The sequence below is a fragment of the Devosia sp. WQ 349K1 genome (assembly GCF_016595685.1).
Taxonomy (GTDB): Bacteria; Pseudomonadota; Alphaproteobacteria; order Rhizobiales; family Devosiaceae; genus Devosia.
This window is the reverse complement of sequence record NZ_JAENGO010000007.1, coordinates 251319-273033: the sequence shown is the minus strand read 5'-3', so window position 1 is coordinate 273033 and position 21715 is coordinate 251319. Positions and strand designations below refer to the sequence as shown.

The window sequence follows — 21715 nt, the reverse complement described above, 5'->3', positions numbered from 1 at the left end:
GTCTGACCATGGCCTCTGTCACCCTCAGCGAAGTCCGCAAAGCCTATGGCAATATGGAAGTGATCCACGGCATTGATCTGGCCATTGAAGATGGTGAGTTTCTGGTGCTGGTCGGTCCCTCTGGATGCGGCAAGTCTACTCTGCTGCGCATGATTGCGGGACTGGAAGAGATTACCGATGGCACGGTCGCCATTGGCGATCGGATCGTCAACGACCTCTCAGCCAGCCAGCGCAATCTCTCCATGGTGTTCCAGTCCTATGCGCTCTATCCGCATATGAGCGTGCGCAAGAACCTTGCCTTCGGCCTATCCAATTTAAAGATGCCCAAGGATGAGATCGAGCGGCGCGTGGCGGACGCGGCCAGAATTCTCCAGATCAACGAATTGCTTGAGCGCAAGCCTCGCCAGCTCTCCGGCGGGCAAAAGCAGCGCGTTGCCATCGGGCGAGCCATTGTCCGTGAGCCGCAACTGTTTCTCTTCGACGAGCCGCTCTCCAACCTCGACGCTGAGCTGCGCGTGCAGATGCGTGTCGAGCTGGCCAATCTCTACAACCGCCTGCGCACCACCATGATCTATGTGACCCATGATCAGACCGAAGCGATGACGATGGCGACACGCATTGCTGTGTTGAGCAAAGGCAATCTTGAGCAGATCGGCACGCCGCACGAGCTTTACAACAGACCAAGAAACCTCTTCGTTGCTGGGTTCATCGGCTCACCAAAGATGAATTTTTTCAATGGCGTAGCTGGAGCTGCGGGGATAGAGCTGGAGAAGATTGGTCAGGTAAGTGTTACACTTCCGCAGGCCGGAGCTGTCACTGTAGGCATTCGTCCCGAGCATATCGAGATTGGCGCGGCCGGCGCCTTGTCGGTCGAGGGCGATATTACGCTGGTCGAATATCTCGGAAGTGAGGTTTTTCTCCACCTCTCCCTACCAGGCAACAATAGTGTTCTGGTTCAAGCGCCCGGCAACGCGCCGCACAAGCGCGGCGAAAAGCTGACGATTTCATTCTCTCCCGCTGACATGCATTTCTTTGATGTCGACGGGCTGCGCATTGAGAGCGTGTTTTGACCCTCTCTCTGCTTGAGACTTTGCGTTCATTGCCATTGGCCGACCGGCTGGGGCCACTGCCCCGTGCCGAGCATCAGCAACTGCTTGAGGAATGGCATAAGTCGGGCGTCAATTTTGTCTCCTCTTCGGAGCGGCTCACCGCGCGATATAATCAAGCAGTGCGCGAACTGTTTGACTGCATTGGACCCGCTGCCGACGACACGCCTATTTTGCACGAGGGCGGGATTTATCACGGCTGCTGGCTCGAAAGCACGGGCACGATCAATGCCGAAATTCTCTCGCGCTTCCTGCCGAGCATCGCGCAGGCAACCTTTTCGGCCTTTGCCCGTCATCAGCGCGATGATGGTCTCTTTCCGTATAAAATGACGGCTGCGACTGGCCCGAAATTTAGCCAGATCCAGCTGGTGTCGCCACTGGCGCGCAGCATTTGGACCCATGTACGCCTCAATAGACCTGACACTGAATGGTTACGTACCATGTATGAGGCGATGGCGCGCTACGATGCCTGGATCGCGGAGTACCGCGATACGCGGGGGACCGGCGGCGTAGAGGCGTTTTCGACATACGACACTGGGCACGACCTGTCTTCGCGCTTCTGGCACGTGGCCGATAGTCCGTTCCAAAACGATCCGACGCGTTTTGATCCTGATAGCCCCATTTTGCCATTCGTCGCCCCCGATCTGACCGCTAATATTGCCAGCCAGCGGCACTACCTTGGGGCCATTGCGGCGACATTGGGCGAAAATGCCGATGCATGGGCGAGCAAGGCCGCTGCCAGCACTGACGCGCTGTTCCGAGAGTGTTTTGATGACGAGGATGCCCTTTTTTACGACAAGGACCGCAATGACCGGCACGTTCGCATTCAATCGGATGTGTTGCTGCGTGTCCTTGCCTGCGAGATCGGCAATGGTGACCTCTTCCGAACGGCGCTGAAGCGCTATTTGCTCAATACGCGAAAATTCTTCGCGCGGTTTCCGCTCACATCCGTCGCGCTCGACGATCCGCGCTTTGACCCCAATCCGGGTCAAAACAGTTGGAATGGCCCCACCAATTTTCTCACGCTGCTCCGCACGCCGCATGCTTTCGAGCATCATGGGCACCACACGGAGCTGACGTGGATCATGCAGCCTGTGCTGGACGCGTTGATCCATGCCGAGCGCTTCCCGCAGACGCTCAATCCCTATACAGGCGCGGCGGGTTTTACCGAAAAATACTCCCCGGCCATTCTGTGCCTCATTGATTTTCTGGAGCGCACGTGCGGGATCGCGCCAAGACCGGATGGCTCTGTCTGGTTCACAAGCCTTCTCCCCAAACCGACCATGCATCAGCACCAGACTTGGGACACCGCCTATAGCAGAGTGATCGACGGCGACACCTACGAGCTGATCAATGTAGCGCAGGGCAGCGAGATCTATCGGAACGGCGCGTTGCACATCCGAATGCCAGCGGGGCTGCGGATACGCCTTGATCGGAGCGGCGTACTCCTCAGCGTTATCGGCGTTACGGCTAGAACGGTTGTCGGGACAGTTTGGTATGCCGGCGCGGAAATCGCCATCACTGCCGCGGCCAACGAAGAGATTACCTTCGACGGCGCAGCATTCAACACCACGCGTGACCCGGGCATGGTCCCGCCGCAGTATGACTGACCCGCTATAGCGGCGCGGATCAATCCCAGAGCACGCGGACCGACATGGTTGCTGCAGCCGTGCGGTTCTCAATGCCGAGCTTTTCGAAAATCTGCTCAAGGTGCTTGTTCACCGTTCGCGGGGAGAGCTGCAGGATTTCAGCGATTTCCTTGTTGGATTTGCCATGGGTCAGCCAGAGCAGCACCTCCGCTTCGCGCAGGCTGATCCCGAAGGCCGCAGCAAGGCGTTCCTCGCCCGTGCCAATGGCGCGATCAATCAGGCGGAGCAGCACTGCCCCTTCGTTGCCGCGCTCCATGATCCGGAATTCAACTTCGCGGTCAAAGCGCCGGTACAGCCGCGCCGCGCTCTCGCTGCCCTCACTATCGACCAGCCATTGCTTCAATTCCCAGGGGAGCGCAGCGCCTTCATCCGACCGCAGGCCGATACGGGTCAGCAATTCCTGTGCCTGAGGGGTGGCCCAAGCGATGGCCCCATCGCGACCAACAGCAGCAATGGGTCGGCCAATGGCGTCGAGTGCATCGCGCGCTGAGCGCGTTTTGCGCGAATTGGCCAAGTGAACGCGCATGCGCGCGAACAATTCGTTCAAGACGATGGGTTTGGGGACGAAATCAACGCCGCCACAGGCGAGAGCCTTGACCACATGTTCGCTATCATTGCGACCGGTCATGAAGACAACGGGCAAGTCCGCATACCCCATTTCCGACTTGAGCACGCGGCACACCTCAAACCCATCCATGCCCGGCATCATTGCATCGAGCAAGATGATGTCCGGCCGGGTCTGACCGACTAAGGACAATGCGGCGCGCCCATCCACCGCCTTCAGAGGGGCCATGCCCTCAAATTCCAAGGCATCAAAGAGCATGGACAGCGTTTCGGGCTGGTCGTCGACAATCAGGACTTTAGGCGCGCTCGGCGTCATCATCTGATCAGCGTATCCTCATTGTTGGGCGGGAGTGCTTCGTCGGCTTCAATCCATTGCAGGGCCAGCGTTGCGCCGATCTGCTGGACGAGATCGTCAATCTTGAAGGGCTTGATGTGATAGCCGTCGTAAAGCGAACTATGCTCGGACTGACGCCTGTCTGTTCCAGCATCGGCGGAAATCATGATGATTGGCAATCGCTTCATAATATCGCCGCGCAGTTTTCGAGCAACTTGCCATCCGCCTCGCCCCGGCATGGACACATCCAGCAAAAGCAGGTCTGGCCTATGCTTTCGCACCGCCTTGAGACACTCAAGGCCATCGGCGACGGTGGACAGCTCAAAGCCCAGTCCGCCGAGTAGGTCGGTGAGGAGTTCGCGCTGGGCCGGATCATCGTCAGCCACTAAGATCGAACGACGCGGACCGTAGTACCCGGTGATGCGAATAGTGGAATGCTTGGGCTCGTCGGGCATCCAAGTGGAAGACAACAGCATGCGCATTGTAAAGCAGGTGCCGACGCCCGGCTCGCTGCGCACGGTCAGCTCCCCGCCCATGATTTCGACGAGCAATTTGGTGATGGTCAGACCAAGTCCCGTTCCAGGCTGCGGCTCTGCGCCGGGGGGATAGCTGCCCCGTTGGAAGGGAAGAAAAACCTGCTCCAATTCGTCGGCCGCTATGCCGATGCCGGTATCGACAATTTCAAAAGTCGCAATCTGGCTCCGGTAGCTGATGCGTAAGGTCACCGAGCCCTGCTGGGTGAACTTGATTGCATTGGAGAGGAGATTGATGAGGATCTGTCTCAGACGCTTCTCATCGGTGTAGACATAGCCGGGGATCGGGGTCTGCTGATCAAAGATGAATTCGATCCCTTTCTCCCGCGCCTGCAGGGAGAACATCTCGACCATTTGGTGGATATTGGCAGGCAGCGCCGTCTTGTCGCGAAACAGATACAGCTTGCCGGCCTCGATCTTGGAGATATCGAGAAGCCCCTCAATGAGCCCCGACAGATGCTCGCCCGAGCGCAGGATAGTGCGGGCGGCTCGCGTGACCATGGGTTGCTCCTCGCGCTGCCGTTCGAGCAATTGGGCGTAGCCAAGAATGGAATTGAGCGGCGAGCGCAACTCGTGGCTCAGTCCCGTCACATAGCGCGATTTCGCCAAATTGGCGGATTCAGCGGCTTCTTTCGCCCGCTGTAACTTGCGGTCGGTTTCTTGATGCGCCTCGATCTCCTCCACCAGCAAAGCGGTATGGCGCCGCGCCTCTTCTTCGGCGAAGTCACGGCTCTCGCGGTTGAGGACAAAAAGCCAGATAACAATACCCGTGATAATGAAGAAAACGACGAACAGTTTTGTCAGAATTGAATCGATGGCCGCGCGCGCCAAAAGCCCATCCAGCGTGGCCTGATAGGCGAACACCATCAGAACGGCCGCCATCAGCGCCCCAACGATTGCCATTAGGAACAGATAGTGCCCCAGCCTGCTGCGGAGGGCGCGGGCAATGGGCGCGGGAAAGAGTTTCGTGACCACGGTCGAGAGTTGATCGGAAATTCGAGCATCGGTCTTGCAGCGGTCGCCGCAACGGGCATCGAGCGAGCAACACAATGAGCAGATCGGGCCGCCGTAAACAGGGCACCGAGCCATATCTTCGGGCTCAAAGCTGTGCTCACAGACGTGACACTGAATGGGTTCACCGCTGCGCGCCGAAAGCTCACTCTCGCGCGCGATATAATAACGCCCACCGGTTAGCAGCGCGATGATCGGCACAAAGACCATGGCCGACACCAGAGCGACATAGGAATAGAGCGCAGCCGCTACGTCTCCGAACACGCCCAAATAGGACAAGACAGCCAAAGCCACCGCAATCAGCATCGAGCCAAAGCCAACTGGATTGATGTCATAGAGGTGGGCGCGCTTAAACTCGATATGGCGGGGCGACAGTCCGAGCGGCTTGCAGATCACGAGATCGGCGACAATGGCCCCAAGCCAGGCAATGGCGAGAATGGCGTAGAGCCCGAGGATTTGCTCAAGCGCTCGATAGATGCCGAACTGCATTAGCATCAGGCCAATCAAGACGTTAAAGACCACCCAGACCACCCGGCCCGGATGGCTATGGGTCAGGCGCGAGAAAAAGTTCGACCACGCGATCGAGCCTGCATAGGTATTGGTGACATTGATCTTGAGCTGGCAGACGACAACGAAAATACCTGTCGCTGCCAGCGCCAGTTCGGGGCTGGCCAGCATTTGACCAAAGACCATGAGATACATTTGCGTGGGTTCGGCAGCACTCTCGAAGGCGACGCCATGTCTGAAGGCGTAGTAGGCTAGGAACGATCCGGCCATGACCTTGATGCCACCAATAATGATCCACCCCGGACCGGCGCCGATGAGCGCTATCCACCAGGTCAGGCGGTTTTTGTGCGTCGAGCGCGGGAGAAACCGCAAATAGTCCACCTGCTCGCCAATTTGAGCGACCAGCGCAAACATGACCGCCGACGCCGCGCCGAACAGCGAGAGATTAAAACTCCCATCCAACTCGCCCATTAGGCCGGTATAGCCGGTCCATTCCCGCACCGACGGCATGCTTTGCGCGCCGATGAAGACAAAGGGCAGGATTTGCAGAACCAGCCAAAAGGGCTGCGTCCACATTTGGAAGCGGTTGATCAGCGTGATCCCATAGGTCACGAGTGGAATAGCGACGAGCGCGCTGACAAAATAGCCAATGGTCAGCGGCAGGCCAAAGCAGAGCTCCAGCGCCGTCGCCATAATGGCCGCTTCAATGGCAAAGAAGATGAAGGTGAAGCTGGCATAGATCAGCGAGGTTATGGTTGAGCCGAGATAGCCAAAGCCAGCGCCACGGGTCAGCAAATCGATGTCGACGCCGTATTTGGCAGCGTTATAGACGATGGGTATGCCCATCAAAAAAATGATGAGACAGGTTGTGAGCACGGCCCAAGCGGTGGTGTCGAAGCCGTAATTGAGCGTCAGTGCCCCGCCTATTGCTTCCAGGGCAAGGAAGGATGCTGCCCCTATCGCTGTGTTAGCGATGCGTGCAGGCGACCAGCGACGCACCTTCTGTGCGGTAAAGCGCAGGGCAAAGTCTTCCAGCGTCTGATTGGCGACCCACTTATTGTAGGTCCGCCGTACCCGCGTCACTTTCGGATGCGCCGTCATCGTTTCTCCCAACCGAGCGCCCCCACCGCGTTCGGGTATCGTGCCATTCGCATTTCATCGTAGTCGCGAGGGTATCGTCCCTCAGATCGCTCGCGACATAACGCAGACTAGGGGGAAATCTCGCGCACTGGAATACGTCAAATGCCCCGTTGAGAGGCAAAGCAATAAAATGCCCAATCCTTGCTCAGTTGCTGGTGAAACCCGCCGCAGCCGCGAACAGGGACAGGGCATTTCAATGACTGATGCAACGGGCCAAGGCCCCTTCAAACTCAACCGCCGCAAACTCTTGGCGGCAATGGCAACCATTCCAGCGCTGGGCATGCTGGGCTCGACGCGCGTTTTCGCCGACACATCGACGGCCGCAGTCAATACCAGCGGCCTCGCCGTCACCGATACAGATGTGACCGTGGGCATCCTCCACTCGGTGACCGGCACCATGGCGATTTCCGAGACCGGTTCGGTGCAGGCGGAAATCCTTGCCATCGAGCAAATCAACGCCGCTGGTGGCGTTCTCGGTCGCCAGATCAAGTATATTCAGGAAGACGGCGCCTCCGATTGGCCTACATTTGCCGAGAAGGCCAAGAAGCTGCTCGTTCAGGACAAGGTAGCCTCCGTCATGGGCTGCTGGACCTCGGCATCGCGCAAGGCAGTGCTGCCCGTCTTCGAGCAATATAACGGCATGCTCTACTACCCCACCTTCTACGAAGGTCTCGAAGAGAGCCCGAACGTCATTTACACCGGCCAAGAAGCAACCCAGCAGATCCTTGCGGGCATTGATTGGGTGGTCGACACCAAGGGCGCAAAGAGCTTCTACCTGTTGGGCTCAGACTATATCTGGCCGCGCACCTCCAACAAGATTGCCCGCAAGCATATCGAGATGAAGGGGCTCAAGGTCGTCGGCGAGGAATATTACCCGCTCGAACATACCCAATTCAATTCGGTCATCAACAAGATCAAGCTGACCAAGCCAGACGTCATCTATGCCATCGTCGTTGGTGGCTCAAATGTGGCCTTCTACAAGCAACTCAAGGCCGCCGGCATCGACCTCACCAAGGAAGCGCCACTGCTGCTCACCATTTCGGTGACGGAAGACGAAATCCTCGGCATCGGTGGCGAGAACATCGTCGGAGCCTATGCCGCGATGAAGTACTTCCAATCGATCGAGAACGACAACAATGCCGCCTTCGTCAAGGCGTTCAAGGAGCGCTGGGGCGACGGCATCGTCATCGGCGACGTGACGCAAGCGGCCTACCTTGGCCCCTGGCTCTGGAAGGCGGCGGTCGAGCGGGCTGGCAGCTTTGACATTGACAAAGTGCGCGAAGCCTCGCCGGGCATTGAACTGACCACCGCCCCAGAAGGCTACGTCAAAGTTCACGACAATCACCACCTCTGGAGCAAGTTGCGCATCGGACACGCGCGCACCGACGGGCAGTATGACGTCGTCTACGAAACCGCCGACCTGATGGAACCCGATCCGTTCCCAGAAGGCTACCAATAAGCCGATTTTCTGACGCCAACGGCGGTCCCTTTAGGGGCCGCCAAACTCTCCATCAATCAGCGAGGCGCAAATGATCGGTGATTACACATATGACCAGTTCTTCTCGATCCTGGCGATGCAGGGCTTTGCCGGGCTGAGCTTGTTTTCGGTCTTCGTGCTTATGGCGCTGGGCCTAGCCATCATCTTCGGACAGATGGGCGTCATCAACATGGCGCACGGCGAATTCATGATCCTGGGTGCCTATACCACTTGGGGCGTCAGCCTTTTCGTTACCAGTTTCGTCCCAGCCCTATTCCCAGTCTATTTCTTTATCGCCATGGCCTTGGCCTTTTGCGCCAGCTTCACGCTTGGGGTTTTGGTGGAGTGGTCGATGATCCGGCATCTCTACCGACGCCCACTCGACACTCTGCTCGCCACTTGGGGGCTAAGCCTCATTCTGCAACAGCTCTACCGCACGGTGTTTGGTGCGCGCGAAGTGGGTGTCACCCTGCCCGATTGGATGATGGGATCGCTTCCCCTCACCGATATCATCGAAGTGCCGATCAATGGCCTCTTCGTCATGGGCCTGACGACACTGATCGCCACAAGCGTTTTCCTGCTGATGTTCAAATCCCGTTGGGGCAAGCAAGTGCGTGCCGTGACTCAGAACCGGGTGATGGCGGGTGCTGTTGGCATTGATACCAAGCGGGTCGATCGTCTGACCTTTGGTCTTGGGTGTGGGATTGCCGGGGTCGCAGGATCGGCCTTCACCATGATCGGCTCGACCGGCCCAACCTCAGGCCAACTCTATATCGTCGATACCTTCCTGGTCGTTGTTTTCGGCGGCGCTGCCAGCCTTCTCGGCACCATTGCCTCCGCTTTCGCCATCAGCCAGGCGCAATCGACAATGGAGTTTTTCCTGTCGGGCTCCATGGCCAAGGTCCTCACCCTGCTGACCGTGGTCGGCATTTTGATGCTGCGCCCGCAGGGGCTGTTCACTCTCAAAATTCGTCGCTGAAGGAGCACTCTTATGTCACTCGCGACCTCTGCATCCAAACGCCCGATAAACAAAGACCTCCTCGCCTTTGCAGTCATCGCTGCGCTGTTGCTGCTGGTTTTGCCCCTAACTCTCGATCTCTTCCGCCTCAACCTCGTGGGCAAATACCTGACCTATGCTTTCGTCGCCTTGGGGCTCGTTCTGTGCTGGGGTTTGGGGGGAATTTTGAGCCTCGGGCAAGGCATCTTCTTTGGCCTTGGCGGCTATTGCATGGCAATGTTCCTCAAGCTTGAAGCGTCATCGCCGGAAAACACGGCCATCCAGTCGACACCGGGCATCCCCGATTTCATGGATTGGAACCAGGTGACCGAGCTGCCCTGGTGGTGGGTGCCGTTCCAGTCCTTCCCCGTGACGATCCTTGCGATCATCGTCGTCCCGACAGTGTTTGCCTACATCATCGGCGCGGCCATGTTCAAACGCCGGGTCGGCGGGGTCTACTTCGCCATCATCACCCAGGCCATCGCCGCCATTCTGACCATTCTGATCGTTGGGCAACAGGGGTATACGGGCGGCATCAACGGCATGACCGACCTGCGAACCCTGCTCGGATGGGATATCCGCACCGACAGCGCCAAATTCATCCTCTATTTCGTCAATGCAGCGCTGCTGCTGGGCGTTATCCTGATCGCTCTTTACGTCAAAGGCTCCAAGGCCGGCCGCCTCCTGATCGCTATGCGCGACAAGGAGGATCGGGTGCGGTTCTCGGGCTATGACGTCGCCAATTTCAAGATTTTCGTCTTCTGCCTCGCTGCTGCCTTCTCGGCCATTGGTGGCGCCATGTTCGCCCTCCAGGTCGGCTTCATGTCGCCCTCCTTTGTCGGCATTGTTCCATCCATCGAAATGGTGATCTTTTGCGCTGTCGGCGGACGCCTGTCGATCTTCGGCGCGGTCTACGGGGCGCTACTGGTGAACTGGGCAAAGACCACGTTCTCCGAGAGCTTTCCGGAACTCTGGCTCTTTGCCATGGGCGGTCTTTTCATTGCCGTAGTCATGGCCTTCCCCAACGGCTTGGCCGGCATTTGGAAGAGTTATGTCGAGCCGATCTGGGCCCGCCTGCGGGAGCGGCCGCGCCCGGCTCCGACTATCCCCGTCACAGCGCCGCCTGTGCCCGTGGCCTCCATAGCTCCCATCCCCTCTCAAGCTGCAGCCGAATAGGACCCCAAACTATGACGTTCATTTCAGACGTAGCGCCGAAGGATTTCCTGCTCGCAGTCGAAGGCCTCACCGTGTCCTTCGATGGTTTCAAGGCCGTGAACGACCTGTCCTTTTACGTCGATGAGAACGAGATCCGCGTCATCATCGGCCCCAATGGGGCGGGAAAAACAACCGTTCTTGACCTCATCTGCGGTCGAACGAAAGCAACATCCGGTTCCGTCCGTTTCCGCGGCAAGGAACTGACGGCGATGAAGGAGCACCAGATCGTTCACACCGGGGTTGGGCGGAAATTTCAGAACCCATCCATCTACGAGGATTTGACGGTTTTCGAAAACCTCGAACTCTCATTTCCGCGCGGTAAAACCGTCTGGGGTGCTTTGGCCTTTCGGCGGGATCATGAGGTGATCAACCGTGTCGAGGAAATCGCGGAGATGATCTTCCTCAAAGATCACCTCGATACGGAAGCCGCCATTCTCAGCCACGGCCAAAAGCAATGGCTCGAAATCGGCATGCTGCTGATCCAGAAACCCGAACTGCTGATGCTGGACGAACCCGTTGCGGGGATGAGTGTCGCCGAGCGCATCAAAACGGCTGAGCTGCTCAACACCATCATCAAGCAGCACTCCGTGATCGTCATCGAGCACGACATGAAGTTCGTCGAAGACATCGCCCACCGGGTCACGGTCTTGCACCAGGGCAAGGTGCTCTCAGAGGGCACGATGGACCATGTCCAAAACGATCCCAAAGTCGTCGAAGTCTATCTCGGTCATTAGGAGGCCATCATGCTCGCAATCGAAAAGCTGCGCGTTTCCTACGGCCAGAGTGAAGTCATTCACGGCGTCTCGCTCGATGTCGCTCCCGGCGAGATTGTCGCCATCATGGGCCGCAACGGCATGGGCAAAACCACGCTGATGAAATCGCTCATGGGCATTGTCCCCTCACGGAGCGGCACAATCGCCGTTGACGGCAAGCTGGTGGAGACCGCCGAAAGCTTCGACCGGGTCCGCTCTGGCCTCGCCTATGTCCCACAAGGCCGCATGATCTTTTCGACCATGACGGTGAAAGAGAACATCGAGACCGGCCTCACCGTCACCGACGACCGCGAGGTGCCGCCCGACCTCTATGAGCTTTTTCCCGTGCTCCTCGAAATGAAGGGACGCCGCGGGGGCAATCTATCGGGCGGCCAGCAGCAACAGCTGGCGATCGCCAGAGCGCTGGCCTCACGTCCAAAAGTCTTGCTGCTGGATGAACCCACCGAGGGCATTCAGCCCTCCATTATCAAAGAGATAGCCCGAACACTGCGCCGCATCCGCGACGACAAAGGCCTCTCCATCGTCGTTTCCGAACAGGTGCTGAGCTTTGCGCTCGATATCGCTGACCGCGTGCTGGTCATCGAAAATGGCGAGATCGTCCACGAAAGCCCACGCGCCGGCATCGATGAGGCGAAAGTCTCCTCATTTCTTTCCGTCTAGCCATTGCCATTCATCGCCTAAAAGAGGACCAGACATGACCGAAACACTGATCAAGGTCGATCTCAACGAAAGCCCATACACCAACGAGAAGATCCACAACCGTTGGCATCCGGACATTCCGATGGCCTGTTGGGTCGAGCCGGGCGATGACTTCAAGGTCGAAACTTATGACTGGACTGGCGGCCAGATCAAAAACGACGACAGCGCCGCCGACGTGCGCGATGTCGACCTCAATCAGGTCCACTTTCTCTCAGGTCCAATCGGGGTTAAAGGCGCACAGCCGGGCGACCTGCTCGTCGTCGACATTCTCGACATCGGCGCTTTTGAAGACTCCCTTTGGGGCTTTAACGGCTTCTTTTCCGTCAACAATGGCGGCGGTTTTCTCGATAAGCATTTTCCGAGTGCTCAGAAATCCATCTGGGATTTCAAAGGCATGTTCACCGAGTCTCGCCATATACCGGGCGTAAAATATGCAGGCCTCATACACCCCGGCCTGATCGGCTGCCTGCCCGATCATAAAATGCTCGATCTGTGGAACACGCGCGAGAAAAAGCTCAACGATACGGACCCAACCCGCGTCCCCTCGCTCGCCAAACTCCCAGAGGTCAATGCCGCCCATCTTGGCCCGCTCAAGGGCGATGCCTTTGACGCCGCCGCTAAAACGGCCGCGCGCACGGTGCCGCCGCGTGAACACGGCGGCAATTGCGATATCAAGGACCTCTCCCGCGGCTCCAAGATCTATTTCCCCGTCTATATCGAGGGTGCGGGCCTCTCGATGGGCGATTTGCACTTCAGTCAGGGTGACGGCGAAATTACCTTCTGCGGCGCTATCGAGATGGCGGGCTGGCTGCATATTCGCGTCAGTCTGATCAAAGACGGCATGGCCAAATATGGGATCAAAAACCCGATCTTCCGCCCTTCTCCAATCACCCCTAAATATGATGACTACCTCATCTTTGAAGGCATTTCTGTCGACGAGAGCGGCACCCAGCACTATCTCGATGTCACCACGGCCTATCGCCAGGCCTGCCTCAACGCCATAGAATATCTCAAGAAATTCGGATACTCGGGCGCTCAGGCCTATTCGATCCTCGGCACAGCGCCGGTGCAGGGCCATATCTCTGGCGTGGTCGACATTCCCAATGCCTGCGCCACACTATGGCTGCCGACGGACATCTTCGAGTTCGACATCATGCCCGGCTCCGAGGGGCCAAAGAAGTTCCTCGATGGCTCGGTGGACATGCCGCTGGCGCGCGACCTCTAGGGGAACATCATGGCCAATTATGACTATCAATGCCAGGACTGCGGCCCGTTCTCGGCTGTGCGGCCCATGGCCCAATCGGCAGAGCCCTGTGCCTGCCCAAGCTGTGGAGGGCCCGCGCCGCGGGCTTTTCTTACAGTGCCCTATATTGCGGGCATGGAGGCCTCACAGCGGCAGGCTTTTGCCACCAATGAGCGGGCGCGCCACGAGCCCAAACGGGGTGGATCAGCGCATGGACCAGGCTGCTCGTGTTGCAGCAGCACCGGCAAGAAGGGGCGCTCCACCTTGGTGCGGCCCGACGGCTCCAAGAGCTTCCCCGCAGCCCGACCTTGGATGATCAGTCACTAGAGAGCCTACACCAAACAAGCCTCCCCGGTTGGCCGACGAGTATCCGGGAGGCACCATTCTTCACAAGGTGAAACGAGAAAAACTTATTGAAGCGAGACGATAAGGGATCGCACTCGTCTTGGTGACGCACTGCCCAAAACTGTGCGAATGACAGGCCTCAAGCGATCGACATGCCAGGCAACATTGCGACTGCCCAAAAGCCACTAAAGGGCAAGGGCTTGGCAGGGACAACCTGACTTCGGAACAACAATTTCAATGAAAGAAAATGGCGCGAGAGACGGGGCTCGAACCCGCGACCTCCGGCGTGACAGGCCGGCGCTCTAACCAACTGAGCTACTCCCGCAGCGCTTACGAACTCTCGTTCGGCGCAACGTGGGCTCTGTATAGGGGCGTGATTTGCCCCTGTAAAGCGGCCCCAAGAAAATTCTCAAAGCTTTTCAACATCTGTGGCGCCGATGGGCATATCCTTGGCACTTGGCTGGCACTTTTGGGCGCCGTGAAGGGCTTGGCGGGGGCTTTAGCGAGGGCCACGCCCTGCCCTGAACACGAAAAAATGGCGCCTCCAATGGAGACGCCATGAGCTTTTGCGGTGCTTGGCCCAAGGTTAAGCGGGAATAAGGGCTTCCAGCTTAGAGGCCCGCCCCTCTTGGACGGCGTGGCAGGCGACACGGGCGGAACCCGCTTGCGCCAGTTTAGGCACTTCAGTGCGGCAGCGATCGTTGGCCAATGGGCAACGCGGATTGAAGGGGCATCCGGCTGGTGGGTTCATTGGCGAGGGGAGTTCGCCCGTGAGACGCAGCCGTGTGCCCCGACGGTCAGGGTCAGCCACCGGGGTCGCGGACAATAATGCCTGAGCATAGGGGTGGCGGGGATTAGCGAAGAGCTCAGCCGATGGGGCCATCTCGACGACGTGACCGAGATACATCACCACGACATCGTCGGCGATGTGACGGACGACGGCGAGGTTGTGCGAGATGAACATCATAGTGAGGTTCAGCTCGCTCTTGAGCACGCGCAACAGGTTGAGGATCTGAGCCTGAACCGAGACGTCGAGGGCGGACGTGGGTTCGTCGCAGACCAAAAGTTCGGGCTCAAGGATCAGCGCCCGGGCAATGCCGATGCGCTGACGCTGACCGCCAGAGAACTCATGCGGATAACGATCCGCCGCTTGCGCTGGCAAGCCTACGCGCTGGAGGATCTCTCCGACGGCCTTTCGGCGGCTCGCCTCATTGCCGATGCCGTGGACAGCCAGGCCTTCGGCGATTGACCGACCAATCGGCAGGCGCGGATCGAGCGATGAGTATGGGTCCTGAAAGACCATCTGGATGCGGCGGCTGGCTTCAAAGCTGACGCCAGCGTCGCCCTTGTTGATCTGCTTGCCGTCAAAGATGACCTCGCCGCCGGTGGCGGGATGAAGGCCGACAACAACGCGTGCAAGGGTCGACTTTCCGCAGCCACTCTCGCCCACCACCCCAAGGGTTTTGCCCTTTTCGATGGCGAGATTGACGGAGTTCACCGCCGCGACTTTGCCAACGACGCGTTGGAAGAGACCGCCGGTGACGGCGAACTCTTTTTTCACATCGCGCAATTCCAACAAGGCGGTCATAGCAGTTCAGCCTGTTTATGCATTTCGGTAGCGGACGACGCCGTCAGCCAACACCGGGAATGGTGATCGGGGGCAACGGGCAGCAGGTCCGGAACGAGACTTGTGCAGCGCGACTCATCGACTTCGCGGCGCGCCGTGCAGCGCGGGGCAAAACGACAGCCCTGCGGCAGGTGCGTCAGCTGAGGGACGCGGCCCTCGATGACTTCGAGCATCTCCTGCCCGGCATCCATGCTCGGGATCGAGCGCAGAAGCGCTTTGGTGTAGGGATGCTGAGGCGAGCGGAACAAGGTCCGCACGTCGGCATATTCAACCACCTGCCCCGCATACATGACCGCCACATGGTCGGCCATTTCGGCAACGACACCCAGATCGTGGGTGATCAAAATAATGGCAGTACCAAAATCCTTTTGCAGCTCGCGCATCAGCTCAAGGATTTGCGCCTGAATGGTTACGTCGAGGGCTGTGGTTGGCTCGTCGGCGATGAGAACTTCAGGCTGACAGGCCAGAGCCATTGCAATCATGATGCGCTGTGCCATGCCGCCCGACATTTCGTGCGGATAGGCTTTCATGCGGCGCTCAGGATCAGGAATGCCGACAGCGGCAAGAAGCTTGATGGCAGCCGCTTTGGCCTCGGCCTCGGTCATGCCTTTGTGCAGGCGATAGACCTCGGCGATCTGTTTCCCGACGGTGTGCACCGGGTTCAGCGCAGACGACGGGTCCTGAAAGATCATCGACAGGCGATTGCCGCGGATTTTTGAGGTTTCCGCTGGGGTCATCCGGCGCAGATCGATGCCGCCAAGCATGACCTCGCCGCCGACGACCTTGCCCGGATAGGGGACAAGGCCGGCAATGCTCAGGGCGGTAATGGACTTGCCGCAACCGCTCTCGCCGACGACACACAGGGTCTCCCCCGCTTTCAAATCAAAGGAGACTTTATCGACGGCAAGGGCATTGCCGTTGCGCGTGGTGAAGAGAGTGCTGAGGTCTCGGACCTGAAGGATTGGTTCGCTCATCGCCGCCTCACGAGTTCAAACGTGGGTCGAGCGCATCGCGCAGACCATCACCCAGCAGATTGAAGCCGAGCACTGTGATGACGATGGCGATGCCGGGGAAGAAGACCAAGTGCGGCGCGGAGAAGATCTGGTCTTTCTCGCTACCAAGCATGGTGCCCCATTCCGCCATTGGCGGCTGAGCGCCAAGACCAAGGAAGCTCAGGCCCGCAGCTTCAAGAATGCCGCCAGCGACGCCCATAGTGGCAAGAACCACAATCGGGGTGAGCGAGTTCGGCAGAACGCGGGTGAACAGAATGCGCCACTTGCTCGCGCCAAGGACGCGGCTGGCAGCGACGAAGTCTTGTGACTTTACCGACAACACGCTGGCCCGCGTCACACGGGCGTATCCGGGCACAGAGACCACGGATATCGCCAATAGCGCGTTGACGATGCCTGGCCCCAACACCGCGACGATGGCAATGGCCAGAAGCAGAGATGGGAAGCCGAGAATGACGTCCATGATGCGCATGATGATGTTGTCGAGCCAGCCACCGAAGTAGCCAGCGATTGCGCCGAGCAGCACGCCCATAACGAGAGCCGCAGAAACGGTGACAATGCCGATCATCAGACTGATGCGGGAGCCATAGACAATACGGGAAAAGACGTCGCGAGCGTTGCCGTCAATGCCCATCAAATGCTGGGGCTTGGCAACATCGCAGCCGAACATATGGATACATGGCGCTTCGCGGCGTTTGATATCCTCAACGCCAAGCAGCACCTGATTGGGGTCATAGGGGGCGATGAGCGGGGCAAAGATTGCGACCAACACCATAAAGCCGATGAAGAGCATGCCCACTTGGGCCGAGCGCTTGCGCAAGAGACGCTTCCACGTCTGCTTCCATAGCGGCACTGGATCGCCGAGCAGGCCCTCTTCCAGCACGATTTCAGCGGCCCTGGCAGTTGCAGTATTTAGGCTATTCATATCAGGGTCCTATTGCGGCCGAACGCGCGGATCGAGGTAGGTATAGGAGAGGTCCACGATGAGGTTCACGACCACGTAAATGGTGGCGATGAGCACAGTGAAACCCTGTACGATTGGGTAGTCGCGGGCGAAGATCGCCTCCATCAACATGCGCCCTACCCCAGCCAAACCAAAAACTGTTTCGGTGAGAACGGCGCCGCTCAAAAGCGCGCCCATTTGCAGGCCCAGAATGGTGACGACAGGCAGCATGGCGTTGCCAAGTGCGTGGCGCTGAACGACTTTGTTGTCGGGCACACCCTTGGCGCGCGCGGTGCGGACATAATCGCGACCGAGGACGTCGAGGAGCGAGGACCGGGTCATACGCGCGATAACCGCCATTGGAATGGTCGCCACGGCCATTGCAGGCAAGATCATGTGGCGGACCGCGTCATTAAAGACGGTCCAGTTGAAGGTAATCAGCGCATTGAAAATGAAGAAATTGGAGATGAACTCGGCGATCTGGCCGAAGAACGTGCCCTTGGTGATTTCCCAACCCCATGCCTCATAGAAGGGCACGGACACCAAACCAGCCGTCAAACGCCCAGAGGGCGGAAGCCAGAACGGGGTACCTTTGAGCATAACGCCAAAGACATAGGCCATCATCAGACCAAGCCAGAACACCGGCATGGCAATACCGACATTGGCGATAGCCATGGTGCCGACGTCAGCGGCGGTGTTGTGACGGCGAGCGGCGAAAATGCCGATAGCGATGCCGCAGATCGTGGCGATCACCAGAGCCGACAGTGCCAGCTCCATGGTCATCGGCAGACGCTCGATGATGATCTGGGTTACCGGACGCGAAAAGCGAATGGAATTGCCAAAGTCGCCCTGCGCAACGTCACGGATATAATAGAAGAATTGTACCCATATAGGCTGATCCAGCCCAAAACTGCGCTCAAACTCGATACAGGTCGCTTCGCTGACCTTGTCACCCAGCATGGCTTTACAGGGGTCGCCGGGTATCAGGCGAGAGAGTGAGAACGTGACCAGCAGAATGCCAAACAGCACAGGAATGGCGCTCAGTAGACGCTTTATCGCATATCCAAGCATCGGGCTTTTTCTAAAAGAGCAGAAGTGTGATGAAGCGGGTGCCGGAGCACCCGCTTCGCTCGAAGCGATAATCGCTTAGTTGGCCGGAGCGTTAATCAGGCCCCAGAGGTACGAGTAATAGTTGAACGTACCAGTGTTGCCGACGTGCGCTGGGTTGGTCACGTCAAGACCGGCAGCATAGGATGCAACGACGTCATTGGCGTCGAAGTCCGAACCGTCCGAGAACTTTACGCCTTCACGCAGGTTGCAGGTCCACAGAGTGGCGTCTGCGTTCGCATCGCAGCTGGTTGCGAGACCACCGACGATAGAACCGCTGTCCTGAGCGTAGTCGAGCAGGGTTTCGATGATCTGGGTGCAGACCAAGGTCGACTCGCCGTCAGACTCGTCACCGCAGTACAGGCTGATTGGCTCAGCGTTCTGCATAACGACCATGGTGTCCTTGCCGGGGTTTGCCAGGCTGAACTGCTTAGCGCCAAATGGGCGATAGCCGGCATTTTCGACATAGGAGCGCGCAGCCGAAGCCGCAGCCGCGTGGGAAATCGGGATCATCGGAACGAGATCACGAATGGCGTTGTTGGCAGATTCGTAGAGTGGCTTAGCCGCTTCAACGTCCGCAACGGTCGCGCCTTCAGCCAGTGGGCCGGAGATTTCTGGGAAGGAGTTACCGAACTGCTTTACCTCAGAACCGAAGTGGTAATCGAGGAAGTTGGTGATGTGCGGATAGTCTGCACCCCAGCCGAGCAGGTGGAAGCCATCAAGGTCACCGGCGCTCGCCTGACCGATGAAGTCACCGGATTCCAGAGCCACAACTTCAGCTTCAATGCCGAGGTTGTTCTTGAGCTGCGACTGCAGTTCAACAGCCATGGTGTTTGGTTCAGGCAGATAGGTGCGGAAGACGTCGCGGAGGAAAATCTTGGTCTTGAAGCCTTCTGGGAAGCCAGCTTCGGCCAGAAGAGCCTTAGCGGCAACTGGGTCAAAACCATACCATTCGTCACCTACGCAACCATTTGGAATGGTGCATGGGGTGAAGAACTTGGCGACGTCCGAGCCTTCAGGCAGGTAGTTGTCAACGATACGCTGACGGTCGATGCCCATGGCAATCGCCTGACGGACCTTGACGTTATCAAATGGCGCGAACTTGTTGTTCATGCCGACATAGAAGGTGTTCGGGCCAGAAATCGGCAGGAACTGCAGATCTGGATCGTTCTTTACAGCGTCAAAATCGTCTGGGCTCACGGTGCTGATCTGATCAACAGTGCCCGAACGGAGTTCGTTGAGCTGGCTGGCGCCAGAGGTGCTCCAACGGAAAACGAGCGTTTCAGCGTTGGCCTTTTCGCCCCAGTAATTGTCGTTGCGCTTGAGGATGATCGAGTCACCGCGGTTCCACGATTCAAGCGTGTATGGTCCGGTGCCGATTGGGTTGGACAGAATGTCCTTAGTGGTACCAACGGTGTTGATGTGTTCCGAAGGCTGGATGCCGAAGGACACGAAAGCGGCCTTAGGCTCGAAAGCCGGATCCGACTTACACATTTCGAAAGTGACGGTGTGTTCATCAACCGCACGGATGGCGCTGATCTTGTTGCCAGCGTCACAGTTTGGCGCGACCAGTTCCAGCCCTTCGTAGCCGAGCGACACACCTGCCGACGACGCTGCCATCGCAAGCGCAGTCGTGCCTAGAAGAATAATACGTCTCACCACTAAACTCCCTCAAGATTACCCGAGACCGTGCGATTGGCCCCCTGCCAAACCGCAACACCCGGTAAAATTCGTGCATTCTGCTGTCCCTATTGGCCGGCCGCGTTTGCCCTTTGCACGAGGCGCAGGAAAACTTAAGCCGAGACCATTTCAGCAGAAATAGACATATGTCAGACAAATTCATGTCCCGTCCGCTGTCAACCCCAGACAAGCGTCATCATCGATTAGAAATGGGTTTCCAAGAGATGTCAGACAATTAAAATCGACATGCTGGAAGTTGCTAAGGCCCGCTTACATACAAGGATACTGAGTGTATCGCTTGGGTGTGGCGGGCGGTGTTTGCGACTTCAAAAAATTATACATTGCAAAGCGATACGGTGCCCATGTCTGAGCTCGAACCGGTCCTTCGTCAGGCCGATGCCAACCTCGAATCAAGCCTGCAGACCCTGTTTGATCTGGTCCGCATACCGTCCATCTCAACCGATCCGGCCCATGCCGCCGACTGTCGACGAGCCGCGCAGGCGCTGTCGGACTATCTCACTGAGCTCGGTTTTGACGCTTCGGTCCGCGATACCACCGGGCACCCAATGGTTGTTGCCCATCACGCGGGCCCGGACGACGAGAGCCCACATTACCTGTTCTATGGCCACTACGACGTGCAGCCGGTCGACCCATTGCACCTGTGGGACCACCCGCCATTTGAACCTGCGATCCGCATTGGAGCGAAGGGGCAGAAGATTATCTCCGGTCGCGGCACCTGCGATGACAAGGCTCAGCTGCTGACTTTTGTGGAGGCGGTGCGCGCCTATAAGGAGGTCAATGGCAAGCTGCCAGCGCGGATTTCCATCATCTTTGAAGGTGAGGAAGAATGCGGCTCGCCTTCGGCGCGGCCATTCCTTGAGGCCAATAAGGACGAGCTTAAGGCCGATTATGTCCTCGTCTGTGACACGGGCATGTGGGACGACGAGACGCCGTCTATCTGCGCTGGATTGCGCGGGCTGGTGGGCGAAGAAATCAAGATTTATGCGGCAAGCCACGATTTGCACTCGGGCGGGTTTGGGGCGATTGCCGCCAATCCTCTGCATATTATCGGCAAAATTGTCGCCGGACTGCATGATGAGACGGGCCGCATCACCCTGCCCGGCTTTTACGACGGCGTGCACGAGACGCCACCAGAGCTGAAGAAGCTCTGGGACGCGCTGGAAGCGTCTCGTCCGCATATGCTCGAGCAGGTTGGGCTCTCGATACCGGTCGGGGAAAAGGGCCGTTCGATGCTGGAGCTGAACTGGGCGCGCCCAACAGCGGAAGTGAACGGCATCAGCGGCGGTTATGCGGGCGAAGGGTTCAAGACGGTCATTCCGGCGGAAGCCACCGCAAAAATTTCGTTCCGCCTTGTGCATGATCAGGACCCACATAAAATCCGCGCGATTTTCCGGGACTATGTGCGCTCAAAGGTTCCGGCGGATTGCCGCGTTGAGTTCGGCGATCATGGAGCAGCGCCAGCGGTGCAGCTGCCTTACGACGCGCCAATTCTCGACAAGGCCAAGCAGGCACTGAAGGGCGAGTGGGATAATCCGGCGATTGTCACCGGCGGTGGTGGGTCTATCCCGATTGTCGGCGATTTCCGCTCCATTCTGGGCATGGATGCATTGCTCGTCGGCTGGGGCACGGCGGACGACCGCGGGCACGCGCCCAATGAGAAATATAACCTTAGCTCGTTCGAGAAGGGTATTCGCGGCTGGATCCGCATTCTCGACGCGATTTCAAAGCCATAGG

At 58.2% G+C, this 21715-nt stretch carries 17 protein-coding genes and 1 tRNA gene; 10 read left to right on the top strand and 8 right to left on the bottom strand.

The annotated features are described in order from the left end of the window. Nucleotides 1-8: 8 nt before the first annotated feature. Nucleotides 9-1070, top strand: a complete 1062-nt coding sequence (locus JHL21_RS15310; protein WP_200214393.1) for an ABC transporter ATP-binding protein — start codon at nt 9-11, stop codon at nt 1068-1070. Continuing rightward, nucleotides 1067-2716 carry a hypothetical protein gene (locus tag JHL21_RS15305; RefSeq protein ID WP_200214392.1) on the top strand — a complete coding sequence of 550 codons (1650 nt, stop codon included), beginning with the start codon at nt 1067-1069 and terminating at the stop codon, nt 2714-2716. Before JHL21_RS15310 ends, JHL21_RS15305 begins: the two co-directional genes overlap by 4 nt. A gap of 19 nt (nt 2717-2735) precedes the next feature. On the opposite strand, the gene JHL21_RS15300 is transcribed toward JHL21_RS15305, so the two are convergent. Further along, on the bottom strand, nt 2736-3638 hold the full coding sequence (locus tag JHL21_RS15300; RefSeq protein ID WP_200214390.1) for a response regulator: 903 nt from the start codon (nt 3636-3638) through the stop codon (nt 2736-2738). Next, a complete protein-coding gene (locus tag JHL21_RS15295; protein ID WP_200214389.1) occupies nt 3635-6805 on the bottom strand; it encodes an ATP-binding protein in 3171 nt (1056 codons plus the stop codon). Before JHL21_RS15295 ends, JHL21_RS15300 begins: the two co-directional genes overlap by 4 nt. Before the next feature lie 235 nt (nt 6806-7040). Here JHL21_RS15295 and urtA point away from each other — a divergent pair, with 235 nt between their 5' ends. From urtA to JHL21_RS15260, 7 genes are all read left to right on the top strand, one after another. After that, the gene (gene urtA / locus JHL21_RS15290) at nt 7041-8303 is read left to right on the top strand and encodes an urea ABC transporter substrate-binding protein (protein WP_200214387.1); all 1263 of its coding nucleotides are present in this window, start codon (nt 7041-7043) and stop codon (nt 8301-8303) included. A 70-nt stretch (nt 8304-8373) separates the two neighbouring features. Continuing rightward, the gene (gene urtB / locus JHL21_RS15285) at nt 8374-9300 is read left to right on the top strand and encodes an urea ABC transporter permease subunit UrtB (RefSeq protein ID WP_199530520.1); all 927 of its coding nucleotides are present in this window, start codon (nt 8374-8376) and stop codon (nt 9298-9300) included. 12 nt (nt 9301-9312) lie between these two features. Then, nucleotides 9313-10494: an urea ABC transporter permease subunit UrtC gene (urtC, locus tag JHL21_RS15280; RefSeq protein ID WP_200214386.1), complete on the top strand. Its 1182-nt coding sequence runs from the start codon at nt 9313-9315 to the stop codon at nt 10492-10494. Nucleotides 10495-10505: 11 nt separating this feature from the next. Then, the gene (gene urtD / locus JHL21_RS15275; RefSeq protein WP_200214384.1) at nt 10506-11267 is read left to right on the top strand and encodes an urea ABC transporter ATP-binding protein UrtD; all 762 of its coding nucleotides are present in this window, start codon (nt 10506-10508) and stop codon (nt 11265-11267) included. 9 nt (nt 11268-11276) lie between these two features. Continuing rightward, nucleotides 11277-11966, top strand: a complete 690-nt coding sequence (gene urtE, locus JHL21_RS15270) for an urea ABC transporter ATP-binding subunit UrtE (protein WP_200214382.1) — start codon at nt 11277-11279, stop codon at nt 11964-11966. Between the two features lie 34 nt (nt 11967-12000). Beyond that, nucleotides 12001-13230, top strand: coding sequence for a formamidase (gene fmdA, locus JHL21_RS15265; protein ID WP_200214380.1), 1230 nt, complete (start codon nt 12001-12003; stop codon nt 13228-13230). 9 nt (nt 13231-13239) lie between these two features. Next, entirely contained in the window at nt 13240-13575 is a 336-nt protein-coding gene (locus JHL21_RS15260; protein ID WP_200214379.1) for an FmdB family zinc ribbon protein, read from the top strand. A 266-nt stretch (nt 13576-13841) separates the two neighbouring features. Here the strand turns inward: JHL21_RS15260 and JHL21_RS15255 are convergent. From JHL21_RS15255 to JHL21_RS15230, 6 genes are all read right to left on the bottom strand, one after another. Beyond that, nucleotides 13842-13918 (bottom strand) — tRNA-Asp (locus tag JHL21_RS15255). A gap of 261 nt (nt 13919-14179) precedes the next feature. Further along, entirely contained in the window at nt 14180-15181 is a 1002-nt protein-coding gene (locus tag JHL21_RS15250; RefSeq protein WP_200214378.1) for an ABC transporter ATP-binding protein, read from the bottom strand. Then, nucleotides 15178-16194, bottom strand: coding sequence for an ABC transporter ATP-binding protein (locus tag JHL21_RS15245; RefSeq protein WP_200214377.1), 1017 nt, complete (start codon nt 16192-16194; stop codon nt 15178-15180). Before JHL21_RS15245 ends, JHL21_RS15250 begins: the two co-directional genes overlap by 4 nt. 7 nt (nt 16195-16201) lie before the next feature. After that, entirely contained in the window at nt 16202-17155 is a 954-nt protein-coding gene (locus tag JHL21_RS15240; protein ID WP_200214376.1) for an ABC transporter permease, read from the bottom strand. A gap of 9 nt (nt 17156-17164) precedes the next feature. Further along, entirely contained in the window at nt 17165-18244 is a 1080-nt protein-coding gene (locus tag JHL21_RS15235; protein ID WP_169194043.1) for an ABC transporter permease, read from the bottom strand. Nucleotides 18245-18319: 75 nt separating this feature from the next. Next, nucleotides 18320-19939: an ABC transporter substrate-binding protein gene (locus tag JHL21_RS15230; protein WP_367948208.1), complete on the bottom strand. Its 1620-nt coding sequence runs from the start codon at nt 19937-19939 to the stop codon at nt 18320-18322. A gap of 383 nt (nt 19940-20322) precedes the next feature. Here JHL21_RS15230 and JHL21_RS15225 point away from each other — a divergent pair, with 383 nt between their 5' ends. Continuing rightward, nucleotides 20323-21714: a M20/M25/M40 family metallo-hydrolase gene (locus tag JHL21_RS15225; RefSeq protein WP_200214375.1), complete on the top strand. Its 1392-nt coding sequence runs from the start codon at nt 20323-20325 to the stop codon at nt 21712-21714. Nucleotide 21715 lies beyond the last annotated feature (1 nt).